The sequence below is a fragment of the Streptomyces sp. NPDC048295 genome (assembly GCF_040652135.1).
Classification (GTDB): Bacteria; Actinomycetota; Actinomycetes; order Streptomycetales; family Streptomycetaceae; genus Streptomyces.
This window is the reverse complement of record NZ_JBEZLL010000005.1, coordinates 11,954-26,093: the sequence shown is the minus strand read 5'-3', so window position 1 is coordinate 26,093 and position 14,140 is coordinate 11,954. Positions and strand designations below refer to the sequence as shown.

13 protein-coding genes are annotated in these 14,140 nt (G+C 70.7%); 12 read left to right on the top strand and 1 reads right to left on the bottom strand.

The features are described from left to right. Positions 1–43: 43 nt before the first annotated feature. From AB0D53_RS08665 to nusB, 4 genes are all read left to right on the top strand, one after another. Complete coding sequence (locus AB0D53_RS08665; RefSeq protein WP_329817709.1) at positions 44–865, top strand: Pro-rich N-terminal domain-containing protein; 822 nt, start codon at positions 44–46, stop codon at positions 863–865. Positions 866–969: 104 nt separating this feature from the next. Then, a complete protein-coding gene (locus tag AB0D53_RS08660) occupies positions 970–2,076 on the top strand; it encodes an aminopeptidase P family protein (protein ID WP_362442097.1) in 1,107 nt (368 codons plus the stop codon). Positions 2,077–2,126: 50 nt separating this feature from the next. Next, positions 2,127–2,693 (top strand): elongation factor P, encoded by a 567-nt coding sequence (gene efp, locus AB0D53_RS08655; RefSeq protein ID WP_329817706.1) that lies wholly within the window; start codon positions 2,127–2,129, stop codon positions 2,691–2,693. Between the two features lie 2 nt (positions 2,694–2,695). Next, positions 2,696–3,127, top strand: coding sequence for a transcription antitermination factor NusB (nusB, locus tag AB0D53_RS08650; RefSeq protein ID WP_072484538.1), 432 nt, complete (start codon positions 2,696–2,698; stop codon positions 3,125–3,127). 185 nt (positions 3,128–3,312) lie between these two features. Here the strand turns inward: nusB and bldD are convergent, their stop codons facing one another. Next, positions 3,313–3,813: a transcriptional regulator BldD gene (gene bldD, locus AB0D53_RS08645; RefSeq protein ID WP_014044812.1), complete on the bottom strand. Its 501-nt coding sequence runs from the start codon at positions 3,811–3,813 to the stop codon at positions 3,313–3,315. Between the two features lie 221 nt (positions 3,814–4,034). Here bldD and pyrR point away from each other — a divergent pair, with 221 nt between their 5' ends. From pyrR to pyrF, 8 genes are all read left to right on the top strand, one after another. Next, positions 4,035–4,619 carry a bifunctional pyr operon transcriptional regulator/uracil phosphoribosyltransferase PyrR gene (pyrR, locus tag AB0D53_RS08640; protein WP_362442094.1) on the top strand — a complete coding sequence of 195 codons (585 nt, stop codon included), beginning with the start codon at positions 4,035–4,037 and terminating at the stop codon, positions 4,617–4,619. 93 nt (positions 4,620–4,712) lie between these two features. After that, positions 4,713–5,690 (top strand): aspartate carbamoyltransferase catalytic subunit, encoded by a 978-nt coding sequence (locus tag AB0D53_RS08635; protein ID WP_362442949.1) that lies wholly within the window; start codon positions 4,713–4,715, stop codon positions 5,688–5,690. 2 nt (positions 5,691–5,692) lie between these two features. Continuing rightward, positions 5,693–6,979 (top strand): dihydroorotase, encoded by a 1,287-nt coding sequence (locus AB0D53_RS08630; protein ID WP_362442091.1) that lies wholly within the window; start codon positions 5,693–5,695, stop codon positions 6,977–6,979. Beyond that, complete coding sequence (locus AB0D53_RS08625) at positions 6,976–7,554, top strand: hypothetical protein (RefSeq protein WP_362442088.1); 579 nt, start codon at positions 6,976–6,978, stop codon at positions 7,552–7,554. The genes AB0D53_RS08630 and AB0D53_RS08625 overlap by 4 nt, the downstream gene beginning before the upstream one ends. After that, entirely contained in the window at positions 7,551–8,693 is a 1,143-nt protein-coding gene (gene carA, locus AB0D53_RS08620) for a glutamine-hydrolyzing carbamoyl-phosphate synthase small subunit (RefSeq protein WP_072484543.1), read from the top strand. The genes AB0D53_RS08625 and carA overlap by 4 nt, the downstream gene beginning before the upstream one ends. Then, positions 8,686–11,994, top strand: coding sequence for a carbamoyl-phosphate synthase large subunit (carB, locus tag AB0D53_RS08615; RefSeq protein ID WP_362442084.1), 3,309 nt, complete (start codon positions 8,686–8,688; stop codon positions 11,992–11,994). Before carA ends, carB begins: the two co-directional genes overlap by 8 nt. Positions 11,995–12,052: 58 nt before the next feature. Then, complete coding sequence (locus tag AB0D53_RS08610) at positions 12,053–13,162, top strand: quinone-dependent dihydroorotate dehydrogenase (protein ID WP_362442081.1); 1,110 nt, start codon at positions 12,053–12,055, stop codon at positions 13,160–13,162. Then, positions 13,159–13,998: an orotidine-5'-phosphate decarboxylase gene (gene pyrF, locus AB0D53_RS08605; protein WP_362442078.1), complete on the top strand. Its 840-nt coding sequence runs from the start codon at positions 13,159–13,161 to the stop codon at positions 13,996–13,998. The genes AB0D53_RS08610 and pyrF overlap by 4 nt, the downstream gene beginning before the upstream one ends. Positions 13,999–14,140: the final 142 nt, after the last annotated feature.

The following is a 14,140-nucleotide window of genomic DNA, read 5'->3' as shown; positions in this document are numbered from 1 at the left end:
TTCCACCAGCGCCAGTTGCCTGTACGAGACGGAGTGGCACCGGATGCAGCACGCAGTGGGGGCCCCGCTGCCGCCGCCCCAAGGCCCCGGAAACGGACCTGTCGGCTGGTCGCACCAGGCCCAGCACCCCGGCCACCCCGGTCCGCCGGGGCCGCCGCCCACCACCCCGCCCACGCCGGGCGGGTGGAGCGGGCCGGCCCCGCACCATGCCCCGGGGCCTCCCCTCAGGGACACCACAGGACACGTCCAGCTGCCGCCCGGCGGCCCCGTCCCGCTGCCCGCACCGCCCGCCGAGCCCGGCACCGGCAGCGCGACCCTCGCCGTCCTCCTGATCGGTCCCGCGGGCGCCGGCAAGACCACCGTGGCCAAGCTCTGGGCCAGCCGCCGCCGGGTGCCCACCGCCCATGTCAGCCTCGACGACGTCCGTGAATGGGTCTGCTCCGGCTTCGCCGACCCGCAGTCCGGGTGGAACGACCACTCCGAGGCGCAGTACCGCCTGGCCCGCCGCACCTGCGGCTTCGCCGCCCGCAACTTCCTCGCCAACGGCATCTCCTGCATCCTCGACGACGCCGTCTTCCCCGACCGGCCGGTCGTCGGCCTCGGCGGCTGGAAGCGCCATGTCGGCCCCGGGCTCCTGCCCGTCGTCCTGCTGCCCGGCCTGGAGATCGTGCTGGAGCGCAACGCCGCCCGCAGCGGCAACCGCCGCCTCTCGGACGAGGAGGTCGCCAGGATCCACGGCAGGATGGCCGGCTGGTACGGTTCCGGCCTGCCGATCATCGACAACTCGACGTACGACGTGGAGACCACCGCCCGCGTCCTGGACGACATACTCGCCCGCTCCATAGCCAGCCCCCCGGCCTGGTGAACCACCGCCGGGCGGTGCTTCCGGCCGGCGACCGGACCGGCGGCCGCCCCCCGGTCGGGTGCGCTGACCGAGCAGGCCCGCGCCACCGCTCGTAGGCTCGTGACATGTCAGAGGTGTACGCCGTCCGCCGCGGGCTGCTCCGCGACCAGTGCGCCGCCGTCGGATCCGCGGCCGCCCTGGTCTCCCGCCCCGCCAACGTCCGCTATCTCGCGGGCGGGGCGCCACCGGGGGCCGTGCTGCTGCTCGGACCCGGCGGGGACGTCCTGCTCTCCCCCCGCGCCCCGAGCGGCGATCCCGCCGACGGCCGCACCGACGAACAGCTGCGGCTGTCACTGCTGCCCGGCTCCGACGGCGATCCGGTCGTCGCGGCCGCCGATCTGGCCGCTTCCTCGGGCGCGGAGACCCTCGCCGTCGAGGAACACCATCTGACGGTCGCCCGCCACCGGGCGATGGGCTCGGTCGCCCCGCGCCTGAGGCTGGCCGATCTCGGTGCCACCGTCGAGCAGCTGCGGGTGGTCAAGGACGAGGAGGAGATCGCCTGTCTGCGGATCGCCGCCGAGATCACCGACCAGGCTCTGGGTGAACTCCTGGAATCCATCCTGGTGGGCCGCACCGAACGGCATCTCGCCCTGGAGCTGGAGCGCCGTCTGGTGGACCACGGCGCGGACGGCCCCGCCTTCGCCACCTCTGTCGCCACCGGCCCCAACTCCGGCCAGGGCCGCCACCGGCCCTCGGACCGCCGGGTCGAGGAGGGAGATTTCCTCTCCGTCTGCCTGGGCGCGAACTACCGCGGCTACCGCTGCGAGATCGGCCGCACCTTCGTCATCGGGACGACGCCCGCCGACTGGCAGATCGAGCTCTACGACCTGGTTTTCGCCGCTCAGCGGGCTGGGCGCGAGGCTCTCGTGCCGGGCGCCGCCTACCGCGACGTGGACCGCGCGGCCCGGTATCTCCTGGACTCCGCGGGGCACGGCGGGGGCCTGGCGCCCTGGACCGGGCACGGGGTGGGACTCGAAATCGACGAGGACCCGCAGTTGGCACCTGCGGCCATGGGTAAACTGGACGCTTGTGTGCCGGTCACCGTCGAACCGGGGGTCCACCTCCCGGGCCGGGGCGGGGTCCGGATCGATGACACGCTCGTCGTGCGCCCCGAGGCGGACGGCGGACCCGAGCTACTCACCATTACGACCAAGGAGCTGCTCGCGCTCTAGCGCGCATCCTCGGTCGTTCCACCAGCTTCAGTCCAGGAGATTCCGCAACCGTGGCTTCCACGAACGACCTCAAGAACGGCATGGTGCTCAAGCTCGACGGAGGCCAGCTCTGGTCCGTCGTCGAGTTCCAGCACGTCAAGCCCGGCAAGGGCCCGGCCTTCGTGCGCACCAAGCTCAAGAACGTGCTCTCCGGCAAGGTCGTCGACAAGACGTTCAACGCCGGTGTGAAGGTCGAAACGGCCACCATCGACCGTCGCGACATGCAGTTCTCGTACATGGACGGCGAGTACTTCGTCTTCATGGACATGGACACCTACGACCAGCTCATGGTCGACCGCAAGTCCGTCGGCGACGCCGCCAACTTCCTGATCGAGGGCTTCACCGCCTCCGTGGCGCAGCACGAGGGCGAGGTGCTCTACGTCGAGCTCCCGGCCGCCGTCGAGCTCGTCATCCAGGAGACCGAGCCGGGCGTCCAGGGCGACCGCTCCACCGGTGGCACCAAGCCCGCCACCCTGGAGACCGGCTACCAGATCCAGGTGCCGCTCTTCATCACCACCGGTGAGAAGGTCAAGGTCGACACCCGCACCAGCGACTACCTCGGCCGGGTGAACAGCTAACCGTGGCTGCCCGGAACAAGGCCCGCAAGCGTGCCTTCCAGATCCTCTTCGAGGCCGACCAGCGCGGCGAGTCCGTGCAGACGGTGCTCGCGGACTGGGTGCGGCACTCGCGGGCCGACAACCGTCAGCCGCCGGTCACCGAGTACACGATGGAGCTCGTCGAGGGGTACGCGCAGTACGCGGACCGGATCGACGACCTCATCGTGACCTACGCGGTGGACTGGGAGATCGACCGCATGCCGGTCGTCGACCGGAACATCCTGCGGCTCGGTGCGTACGAGCTGATCTGGGTGGACGGCACCCCGGACGCGGTGGTGATCGACGAGGCGGTCCAGCTCGCCAAGGAGTTCTCCACCGACGACTCCCCGTCCTTCGTGAACGGGCTGCTGGCCCGCTTCAAGGACCTCAAGCCGAACCTCCGCCGCGAGCAGTAGCCGACGGTGGCGTTCAGCCGACGAAGGGCCCATGGTCTGCGGACCGTGGGCCCTTCGGCATGCGGCGGACCGGCATGCGCGGACCCTTGCGCATCAACCGGCGCACACGAAAAAGCCGTGCCGGCGCGGTCACCCGAAGGAGTGAATCCGCGCCGAACACGGCGGTACGTTTCTTCAGTGGGGCCTCAGCCCTCTTCGTGGGCCACGGCGCGACGCGCGTCGGCATCCAGCACGCCCCAGCTGATCAGCTGCTCGGTGAGCACCGAGGGCGACTGGTCGTAGATCACGGCCAGTGTGCGCAGGTCGTCCTGGCGGATCGAGAGCACCTTGCCGTTGTAGTCACCGCGCTGGCTCTGGATGGTCGCCGCGTAGCGCTGCAGCGGACCGGCCTTCTCCGGCGGGACGTGGGCGAGGCGCTCCAGGTCCAGGACCAGCTTCGGCGGCGGCTCGGCGGCCCCTCCGGGCGTCGTGCCGGGCAGGAGCTCCTGCACCGGGACCCCGTAGAAGTCCGCGAGCTCGGCCAGGCGCTGCACGGTCACGGCACGGTCGCCGCGCTCGTACGAACCGACGACGACGGCCTTCCAGCGGCCCTGGGACTTCTCCTCCACGCCATGGAGGGAGAGGCCCTGCTGGGTGCGGATGGCACGGAGTTTGGCCCCGAGCTGTTTTGCGTATTCGCTGGACATAAGGCTCCCCGGACGCTGGGACATTTCGCGGCTCCGCCGCGTTGCTGGTAACTCACTGTGAGGTTACGCAGCGTTACTTGGATGCGTCAAGCCGAATGGTCCGGACCGGCCCTTCCCAGGGGTGGGATCAAATGCCGGCGCAAGCCCTGGTAACGTGGTTGACGCAATTTCGACGTCCTTTAAGGTCCGTCCCGTGAGGCGGAGAAGGAGGTCCGTTTCTTATGGACGCACAGCACGAAGCCACCGGCAATGCGGCACGCCCCGTTCTGGAGGCTCCCGACATCGCCCGGGTACTGACCCGGATCGCCCACGAGATCGTCGAACGCGCCAAGGGCGCCGACGACGTGGTGCTCCTCGGCATTCCGACGCGGGGCGTCTTCCTCGCCCGCCGGCTCGCCGAAAAACTCGAAGAGATCACCGGCGGGAAGATGCCGGTCGGCTCCCTCGACATCACCATGTACCGCGACGACCTCCGGCTGCGCCCGGCGCGCGCCCTGGCCCGCACCGACATCCCGGGCGAGGGCATCGAAGACCGCCTGGTCGTCCTCGTCGACGACGTCCTCTTCTCGGGACGCACGATCCGCGCCGCGCTCGACGCCCTGGGCGACATCGGCCGGCCCCGCGCGGTGCAGCTCGCGGTCCTCGTCGACCGCGGTCACCGCGAACTCCCGATCCGTGCCGACTACGTCGGCAAGAACCTCCCCACGTCGCTGCGGGAGACGGTCAAGGTCCAGCTCGCCGAGGAGGACGGCCGGGACGCCGTGCTGCTCGGTGTCGAGCGGACCGCCCCGACGGGCGAGCAGTAGCCGCACCGCACCCGTACGGCCCGGCCACGAGCCGTACGGCCGCTTCCGCACGCCCGCATGCCTGAACCCCTCCACCCCCCGGAGAACACCCAGATGAAGCGCCACCTCATCTCGGCCGCCGATCTCACCCGCGACGACGCCGTCCTGATCCTCGACACCGCCGAGGAGATGGCCAGGGTCGCGGACCGGCCGATCAAGAAGCTCCCCACCCTGCGCGGCCGTACCGTCGTCAACCTCTTCTTCGAGGACTCGACCCGTACCCGCATCTCGTTCGAGGCGGCCGCCAAGCGCCTGTCCGCCGACGTCATCAACTTCTCCGCGAAGGGCTCGTCCGTCTCCAAGGGCGAGTCGCTCAAGGACACCGCGCTGACCCTGGAGGCGATGGGCGCCGACGCCGTCGTCATCCGGCACGGCGCCTCCGGGGCCCCGTACCGCCTCGCCACCTCCGGCTGGATCGACGGCGCCGTCGTCAACGCCGGTGACGGCACCCACGAGCACCCCACCCAGGCCCTCCTGGACGCCTTCACGATGCGCCGCCGCCTGGTCGGTGCCGACAGCGGCCTCGGCCGGGACCTCGAAGGCCGCCGGATCACCATCGTCGGCGACATCCTGCACAGCCGGGTGGCCCGTTCCAACGTCCACCTGCTGAACACGCTCGGCGCCCACGTCACCCTGGTGGCCCCGCCGACCCTCGTCCCCGTCGGCGTCGAGCAGTGGCCCTGCGAGGTCAGCTACGGCCTCGACGAGGTGCTGCCGAAGTCCGACGCGGTGATGATGCTGCGTGTGCAGCGTGAACGGATGAACGCCGCGTACTTCCCGACCGAGCGCGAGTACTCCCGCCGGTACGGCCTGGACGGCGACCGGATGGCGAAGATGCCCGGGCACGCCGTCGTCATGCACCCCGGCCCGATGGTGCGTGGCATGGAGATCACCGCCGAGGTCGCCGACTCCGACCGGTGCACCGCCGTCGAGCAGGTCGCCAACGGCGTCTCGATCCGCATGGCCGTCCTGTATCTGCTGCTGGGCGGGTACGAATCCGCCGCCCCGTCCCGTACCGAGGAGAACAAGTAACCATGAGCAAGATCCTTATCCGCGGCGCGAAGATCCTCGGCGGCGAACCCCAGGACGTCCTCATCGACGGCGAGACCATCGCCGAGGTCGGCACGGACATCGAGGCCGGTGACGCACGCGTCGTCGAGGCAGCGGGACAGATCCTGCTGCCCGGCCTGGTCGACCTCCACACCCACCTGCGCGAGCCCGGCCGCGAGGACTCCGAGACCGTCCTCACCGGCACCAGGGCGGCCGCGGTCGGCGGCTTCACCGCCGTGCACGCCATGGCCAACACCTTCCCGGTCGCCGACACCGCCGGTGTAGTGGAGCAGGTCTGGCGGCTCGGCAAGGAGTCCGGCTACTGCGACGTGCAGCCGATCGGCGCCGTCACGGTCGGCCTGGAGGGCAAGAAGCTCGCCGAGCTCGGCGCCATGCACGACTCGGCCGCCGGGGTGAAGGTCTTCTCCGACGACGGCAAGTGCGTCGACGACGCGGTGATCATGCGCCGTGCGCTGGAGTACGTGAAGGCCTTCGACGGTGTCGTCGCCCAGCACGCCCAGGAGCCCCGCCTCACCGAGGGTGCCCAGATGAACGAGGGCGTCGTCTCCGCGGAACTCGGTCTCGGCGGCTGGCCCGCCGTCGCCGAGGAGTCGATCATCGCCCGCGACGTCCTGCTCGCCGCCCACGTCGGCTCCCGGGTGCACATCTGCCACCTGTCGACCGCCGGATCCGTCGAGATCGTCCGCTGGGCCAAGTCCAAGGGCTGGAGCGTCACCGCCGAGGTCACCCCGCACCACCTGCTCCTCACCGACGAGCTCGTACGCTCCTACGACCCGGTCTACAAGGTGAACCCGCCGCTGCGCACCGAGGCCGACGTCATGGCCCTGCGCGAGGCGCTCGCCGACGGCACCATCGACTGCGTCGCCACCGACCACGCCCCGCACCCGCACGAGGACAAGGACTGCGAGTGGGCCGCCGCCGCCATGGGAATGGTGGGCCTGGAGACCGCACTGTCCGTGGTCCAGCAGACGATGGTCGACACCGGGCTCATCGACTGGGCGGGTGTCGCCGACCGGATGTCGTTCCGCCCGGCCGCCATCGGACGGCTCGACGGACACGGCCGGCCCGTCTCGGCGGGCGAACCCGCCAACCTCACCCTCGTCGATCCGGCATACCGTGGTGTCGTGGACCCCGCGGGCTTCGCCTCCCGCAGCCGCAACACTCCGTACGAGGGGCGCGAGCTGCCGGGCCGAGTCACCCACACCTTCCTGCGGGGCCGTGCCACGGTCGTCGACGGGAAGCTCGCGTGACATCACTCATCCCTCTGTACCACCTCGCCGCCGAGCAGAAGTCGGCCGAGGTGACCGACTGGTCCGCCCGGATCAGCTGGGTCGTCGGACTGCTCGTCCTGATCGCGTTCGTCTACTGGCTGATGCGCCAGGGATGGAAGTGGCGGGGCAGCCTCCAGTCCGACCTGCCGGAACTCCACTCCACCCCCGAAGGGTTCGCGGACGGCGAGAAGCTGCTCACGCTGACCGGCCGGTACCACGCCTCGACCACCGCCGGGCAGTGGCTCGACCGGATCGTGGCCCACGGCCTCGGCACCCGCAGCCGCGTCGAGCTGACCCTGACCGGTCAGGGCCTCGACGTCGTACGCCCGGGGGCGGCCGACTTCTTCGTGCCGGCCGCCGCACTGCGCGCGGCCCGGCTCGACAAGGGCATCGCGGGCAAGGTCCTCCCCGAGGGCGGCCTGCTGATCATCACCTGGGCCCACGGCGACAAGCTGATCGACTCCGGCTTCCGCTCCGACCGCTCGGCCGAGCACCCGGCCTGGGTCGAGGCCATCGACCAACTCACCAGAACTACGGAAGGCACCGCACGATGACGATCTCCACCCGGGGAGCCGCCAAAGCTCCCGCCGTACTCGTCCTGGAGGACGGCCGCGCCTTCCGCGGCCGCGCCTACGGGGCCGTGGGGGAGACCTTCGGCGAGGCGGTTTTCTCCACCGGCATGACCGGCTACCAGGAGACGCTGACCGACCCCTCGTACCACCGCCAGGTCGTCGTGATGACCGCCCCGCACGTCGGGAACACCGGGGTGAACGACGAGGACCCCGAGTCCGGACGGATCTGGGTCTCCGGCTACGTCGTCCGCGACCCCGCCCGGGTGCCCTCCAACTGGCGCTCGCGGCGCTCGCTGGACGAGGAGCTGGAGCGCCAGGGCGTCGTCGGCATCAGCGGCATCGACACCCGCGCCCTCACCCGCCACCTGCGCGAGCGCGGCGCCATGCGTGTCGGCATCTTCTCCGGCGACGCGGTCGCCGACGAGGCCACACTGCTGGCCCGGGTCCAGCAGGCCCCCGAGATGGTGGGCGCCGACCTCTCCGCCGAGGTCGCCACCAAGGAGACCTACGTCGTCCCCGCGATCGGCACCAAGAAGTTCACCGTCGCCGCGATCGACCTCGGCATCAAGGGCATGACCCCGCACCGGATGGCCGAGCGCGGCATCGAGGTGCACGTGCTGCCCGCCACTGCCACCCTGGAGGAGGTGTACGCGGTCGAGCCCGACGGCGTGTTCTTCTCCAACGGCCCCGGCGACCCGGCCACCGCCGACCACCCGGTCTCCGTCATGCAGGGCGTCCTGGAGCGGAGGACCCCGCTCTTCGGCATCTGCTTCGGCAACCAGATCCTGGGCCGCGCCCTCGGCTTCGGCACCTACAAGCTGAAGTACGGCCACCGCGGCATCAACCAGCCCGTGCAGGACCGCACGACCGGCAAGGTCGAGGTCACCGCGCACAACCACGGCTTCGCCGTCGACGCCCCGCTCGACAAGGTGTCCGAGACGAAGTTCGGCCGCGCCGAGGTCTCCCACGTCTGCCTGAACGACCAGGTCGTCGAGGGGCTCCAGCTCCTGGACCAGCCGGCCTTCAGCGTCCAGTACCACCCCGAAGCAGCCGCCGGCCCGCACGACGCCGCGTACCTCTTCGACCGCTTCGTATCCCTGATGGAGGGCCAGCGTGCCTAAGCGCTCCGATATCCAGTCCGTCCTGGTCATCGGCTCCGGCCCGATCGTCATCGGCCAGGCCGCCGAGTTCGACTACTCCGGGACCCAGGCCTGCCGCGTCCTCAAGGCCGAGGGCCTGCGCGTCATCCTGGTGAACTCCAACCCGGCGACGATCATGACCGACCCGGAGATCGCCGACGCCACCTACGTCGAGCCGATCACCCCCGAGTTCGTCGAGAAGATCATCGCCAAGGAGCGCCCCGACGCGCTGCTCCCGACCCTGGGCGGCCAGACCGCGCTCAACACCGCGATCTCCATGCACGAGAACGGTGTCCTGGAGAAGTACGGCGTCGAACTCATCGGCGCCAATGTCGAGGCCATCAACAAGGGCGAGGACCGCGACCTCTTCAAGGGCGTCGTCGAGGCCGTCAACGCCAAGATCGGCCACGGCGAGTCCGCCCGTTCGGTCATCTGCCACTCCATGGACGACGTCCTCGGGGGCGTCGAGACGCTCGGCGGCTACCCCGTCGTCGTCCGCCCGTCCTTCACCATGGGCGGCGCCGGCTCCGGCTTCGCGCACGACGAGGACGAGCTGCGCCGCATCGCCGGACAGGGCCTGACGCTCTCGCCGACCACCGAGGTGCTCCTGGAGGAGTCCATCCTCGGCTGGAAGGAGTACGAGCTGGAGCTGATGCGCGACAAGAACGACAACGTCGTGGTCGTCTGCTCCATCGAGAACTTCGACCCGATGGGCGTCCACACCGGTGACTCGATCACCGTCGCCCCGGCGATGACGCTCACCGACCGCGAGTACCAGCGGCTGCGCGACATCGGCATCGCGATCATCCGCGAGGTCGGCGTCGACACCGGCGGCTGCAACATCCAGTTCGCCATCGACCCCGTCGACGGCCGGGTCATCGTGATCGAGATGAACCCGCGCGTCTCCCGATCCTCGGCGCTCGCCTCGAAGGCCACCGGTTTCCCGATCGCCAAGATCGCCGCCAAGCTGGCCGTCGGCTACACGCTCGACGAGATCCCGAACGACATCACCGAGAAGACCCCGGCGTCCTTCGAGCCGACCCTCGACTACGTCGTCGTCAAGGCGCCCCGGTTCGCCTTCGAGAAGTTCCCCTCCGCCGACTCCAGCCTCACCACCACCATGAAGTCGGTGGGCGAGGCCATGGCGATCGGCCGGAACTTCACCGAGGCGCTCCAGAAGGCGCTGCGCTCCCTGGAGAAGAAGGGCTCGCAGTTCTCCTTCACCGGTGAGCCCGGCGACAAGGCCGAGCTGCTGGCCGAGGCGGTCCGTCCGACCGACGGCCGGATCAACACCGTGATGCAGGCGATCCGGGCCGGCGCCACCCAGGAAGAGGTCTTCGACGCCACGAAGATCGACCCCTGGTTCGTCGACCAGCTCTTCCTGATCAAGGAGATCGCCGACGAGCTCGCCGCCGCCGACAAGCTCGGCCCCGAGCTGCTCGCCGAGGCCAAGCGGCACGGCTTCTCCGACGCGCAGATCGCCGACATCCGCAGCCTGCGCGAGGACGTCGTGCGCGAGGTGCGGCACGCCCTGGGTATCCGCCCGGTCTACAAGACGGTCGACACCTGCGCCGCCGAGTTCGCCGCGAAGACGCCGTACTTCTACTCCAGTTACGACGAGGAGAGCGAGGTCGCGCCCCGCACCAAGCCCGCGGTGATCATCCTCGGCTCCGGCCCCAACCGCATCGGCCAGGGCATCGAGTTCGACTACTCCTGCGTCCACGCCTCCTTCGCGCTGAGCGACGCGGGCTACGAGACCGTGATGGTCAACTGCAACCCGGAGACCGTCTCCACCGACTACGACACCTCCGACCGCCTGTACTTCGAGCCGCTGACGCTGGAGGACGTGCTGGAGATCGTGCACGCGGAGACGCTCGCCGGCCCGGTCGCCGGTGTCGTCGTCCAGCTCGGCGGCCAGACCCCGCTGGGCCTGTCGCAGGCGCTCAAGGACAACGGCGTGCCGGTCGTCGGCACCTCCCCGGAGGCCATCCACGCCGCCGAGGACCGCGGCGCCTTCGGCCGCGTCCTGGCCGAGGCCGGGCTCCCCGCCCCCAAGCACGGCACGGCCACCACCTTCGACGAGGCCAAGGCCATCGCCGACGAGATCGGCTACCCCGTCCTCGTCCGCCCCAGCTACGTGCTCGGCGGCCGCGGCATGGAGATCGTGTACGACGAGACCCGGCTCTCCTCCTACATCGCCGAGTCCACCGAGATCAGCCCCACCCGGCCGGTCCTGGTCGACCGCTTCCTCGACGACGCGATCGAGATCGACGTCGACGCTCTCTACGACGGCACCGAGCTCTACCTCGGCGGCGTCATGGAGCACATCGAGGAAGCCGGCATCCACTCCGGCGACTCCGCCTGCGCGCTGCCCCCGATCACGCTCGGCGGCCACGACATCAAGCGGCTGCGGGCCTCCACCGAGGGCATCGCCAAGGGCGTCGGCGTACGCGGGCTGATCAACATCCAGTTCGCGCTCTCCGGCGACATCCTCTACGTCCTGGAGGCCAACCCGCGCGCCTCGCGCACCGTCCCCTTCACCTCGAAGGCGACCGCGGTCCCGCTCGCCAAGGCCGCCGCCCGCATCTCTCTGGGCGCGACCATCGCCGAGCTGCGCGCGGAGGGCCTGCTCCCGGCCAACGGCGACGGCGGCACCCTCCCGATGGACGCGCCGATCTCGGTCAAGGAGGCCGTCATGCCGTGGTCGCGCTTCCGCGACATCCACGGCCGCGGCGTCGACACCGTCCTCGGCCCGGAGATGCGCTCCACCGGCGAGGTCATGGGCATCGACTCGGTCTTCGGCACGGCGTACGCCAAGTCGCAGGCCGGCGCCTACGGCCCGCTGCCCACCAAGGGCCGCGCCTTCATCTCGGTCGCCAACCGCGACAAGCGCTCGATGATCTTCCCGGCGCGCGAACTCGTCGCCCACGGCTTCGAGCTGCTCGCCACCTCCGGCACCGCCGAGGTCCTCAAGCGCAACGGCATCAACGCCACGATCGTGCGCAAGCAGTCCGAGGGCGTGGGCCCGCAGGGCGAGCGGACCATCGTCCAGCTGATCCACGACGGCGAGGTCGACCTCATCGTCAACACGCCGTACGGGACGGGCGGCCGCCTCGACGGCTACGAGATCCGTACCGCGGCCGTGGCCCGGTCCGTGCCGTGCCTGACGACGGTCCAGGCGCTCGCCGCCGCCGTCCAGGGCATCGACGCGCTCACCCACGGAGGCGTCGGCGTCAGTTCCCTCCAGGAACACGCGGAACATCTGACCGCGGCCCGCGACTAGCAGACCGGCAGGGGGGACACCGGAAACGGTGTCCCCCCTCTCTGTGAGGACACTCCCGATGTACAAGTTCTTCTTCCGGCTGGTCTTCAAGCGGATGGACCCGGAGCAGGCCCACTACCTGGCCTTCCGGTGGATCCGCCTCGCCGTCGGCATCCCCGTGCTGCGCACCTTCGTCGCCGCCGTGCTCGCGCCCCGGTACAAGGAGCTGCGCACCGAGGCCCTCGGCCTGCGGATGCACGGCCCCTTCGGCCTCGCCGCCGGTTTCGACAAGAACGCCGTCGCGATCGACGGCATGTCGATGCTCGGCTTCGACCACATCGAGATCGGCACGGTCACCGGCGAGCCGCAGCCCGGCAACCCCAGGAAGCGCCTCTTCCGCCTCGTCGCGGACCGCGCGCTGATCAACCGCATGGGCTTCAACAACGAGGGCTCGGCCGCCGTCGCCGCCCGGCTGGCCGCCCGCAGGCCGGTCTTCCGGACCACGGTGGGCGTCAACATCGGCAAGACGAAGGTCGTGCCGGAGGCCGATGCGGCCGGCGACTACGTGAAGTCCACCGAGCGGCTCGCCGCCCACGCCGACTACCTGGTCGTGAACGTCTCCTCGCCCAACACCCCCGGGCTGCGCAACCTCCAGGCCACCGAGGCACTGCGGCCCCTGCTCAGTGCCGTGCGCGAGGCCGCCGACCGCACCGTCACCGCAAGGCGGGTCCCGCTGCTCGTCAAGATCGCCCCGGACCTCGCGGACGAGGACGTCGACGCGGTCGCCGACCTCGCGGTCGAGCTGGGCCTGGACGGCATCATCGCGACCAACACCACCATCGCCCGCGACGGCCTCGGCCTGAAGTCCCCGGCGTCCCTGACCGGGGAGACCGGCGGGCTCTCCGGAGCACCCCTCAAGGCACGCTCCCTGGAGGTGCTGGCCCGCCTCTACGCGCGCGTCGGCGACCGGATCACCCTGGTCGGTGTCGGAGGCATCGAGAACGCCGAGGACGCCTGGCAGCGGATCCTGGCCGGCGCCACGCTCGTCCAGGGCTACAGCGCCTTCATCTACGAGGGGCCGTTCTACGCCCGCGCCATCCACAAGGGCCTGGCCGCGCGCCTGGCCGCCTCCCCGTACGCCACCCTCGCCGAAGCCGTCGGCGCAGAGACCAGGAAGGCCACCGCATGAGCCCCGAACCGTTCGGCGCGCGCCTGCGCCGCGCCATGGACACCCGCGGACCGCTGTGCGTCGGCATCGACCCGCACGCCTCGCTGCTCACCGCCTGGGGTCTGAACGACGACATCGCCGGGCTCGAACGCTTCACACGTACGGTCGTGGAGGCGCTGGCCGACCGGGTCGCCGTACTCAAGCCGCAGTCGGCCTTCTTCGAGCGCTTCGGCTCGCGCGGCATCGCCGTCCTGGAGAAGGCGGTCGAGGAGGCGCGGGCGGCCGGCGCGCTCGTGCTGATGGACGCCAAGCGCGGCGACATCGGCTCCACCATGGGCGCCTACGCGGCGACCTACCTGGAGAAGGACTCGCCGCTGTTCTCGGACGCGGTCACCGTCTCGCCGTACCTCGGCTTCGGCTCGCTGCGCCCGGCGCTCGACGCCGCGGTCCTCTCCGGCGCGGGCGTCTTCGTGCTCGCACTCACCTCCAACCCGGAGGGTGCCGAGGTGCAGCGCGCCACCGCCGCCGACGGCCGTTCGCTGGCCCAGCTCATGCTCGACCACATGGCCGCCGAGAACGAGGGGATGACCCCGCTCGGCTCCGTCGGCGCGGTGGTCGGTGCCACGCTCGGGGACGCGGGGGCGAACCTGGCGATCAACGGCCCCCTGCTCGCTCCCGGGATCGGGGCACAGGGCGCGACGCCCGCGGATCTGCCCGGTGTGTTCGGCGCCTCGGTGGGCAATGTGGTGCCCAGTGTGAGCCGCGGTGTGCTGAGTCAGGGACCGGACGCGGCGGGGCTGCGGGAGGCCGCCGAACGGCTCACGGACGAGATCCGGGCGGCCGTGGCGGGTAGGTGACCATGCCACGTAACAGGGTGTTGACTCTTTCCTGACCAAAAAACTCGGTTGTTATGCCTGAAATGTCCTGGTCGGCCAAGGCTGACCAGGACTTTTCGTTGGTTCTCGCTGACTCCGGCGGCCTTGGCCGCTAGTCTCCGTC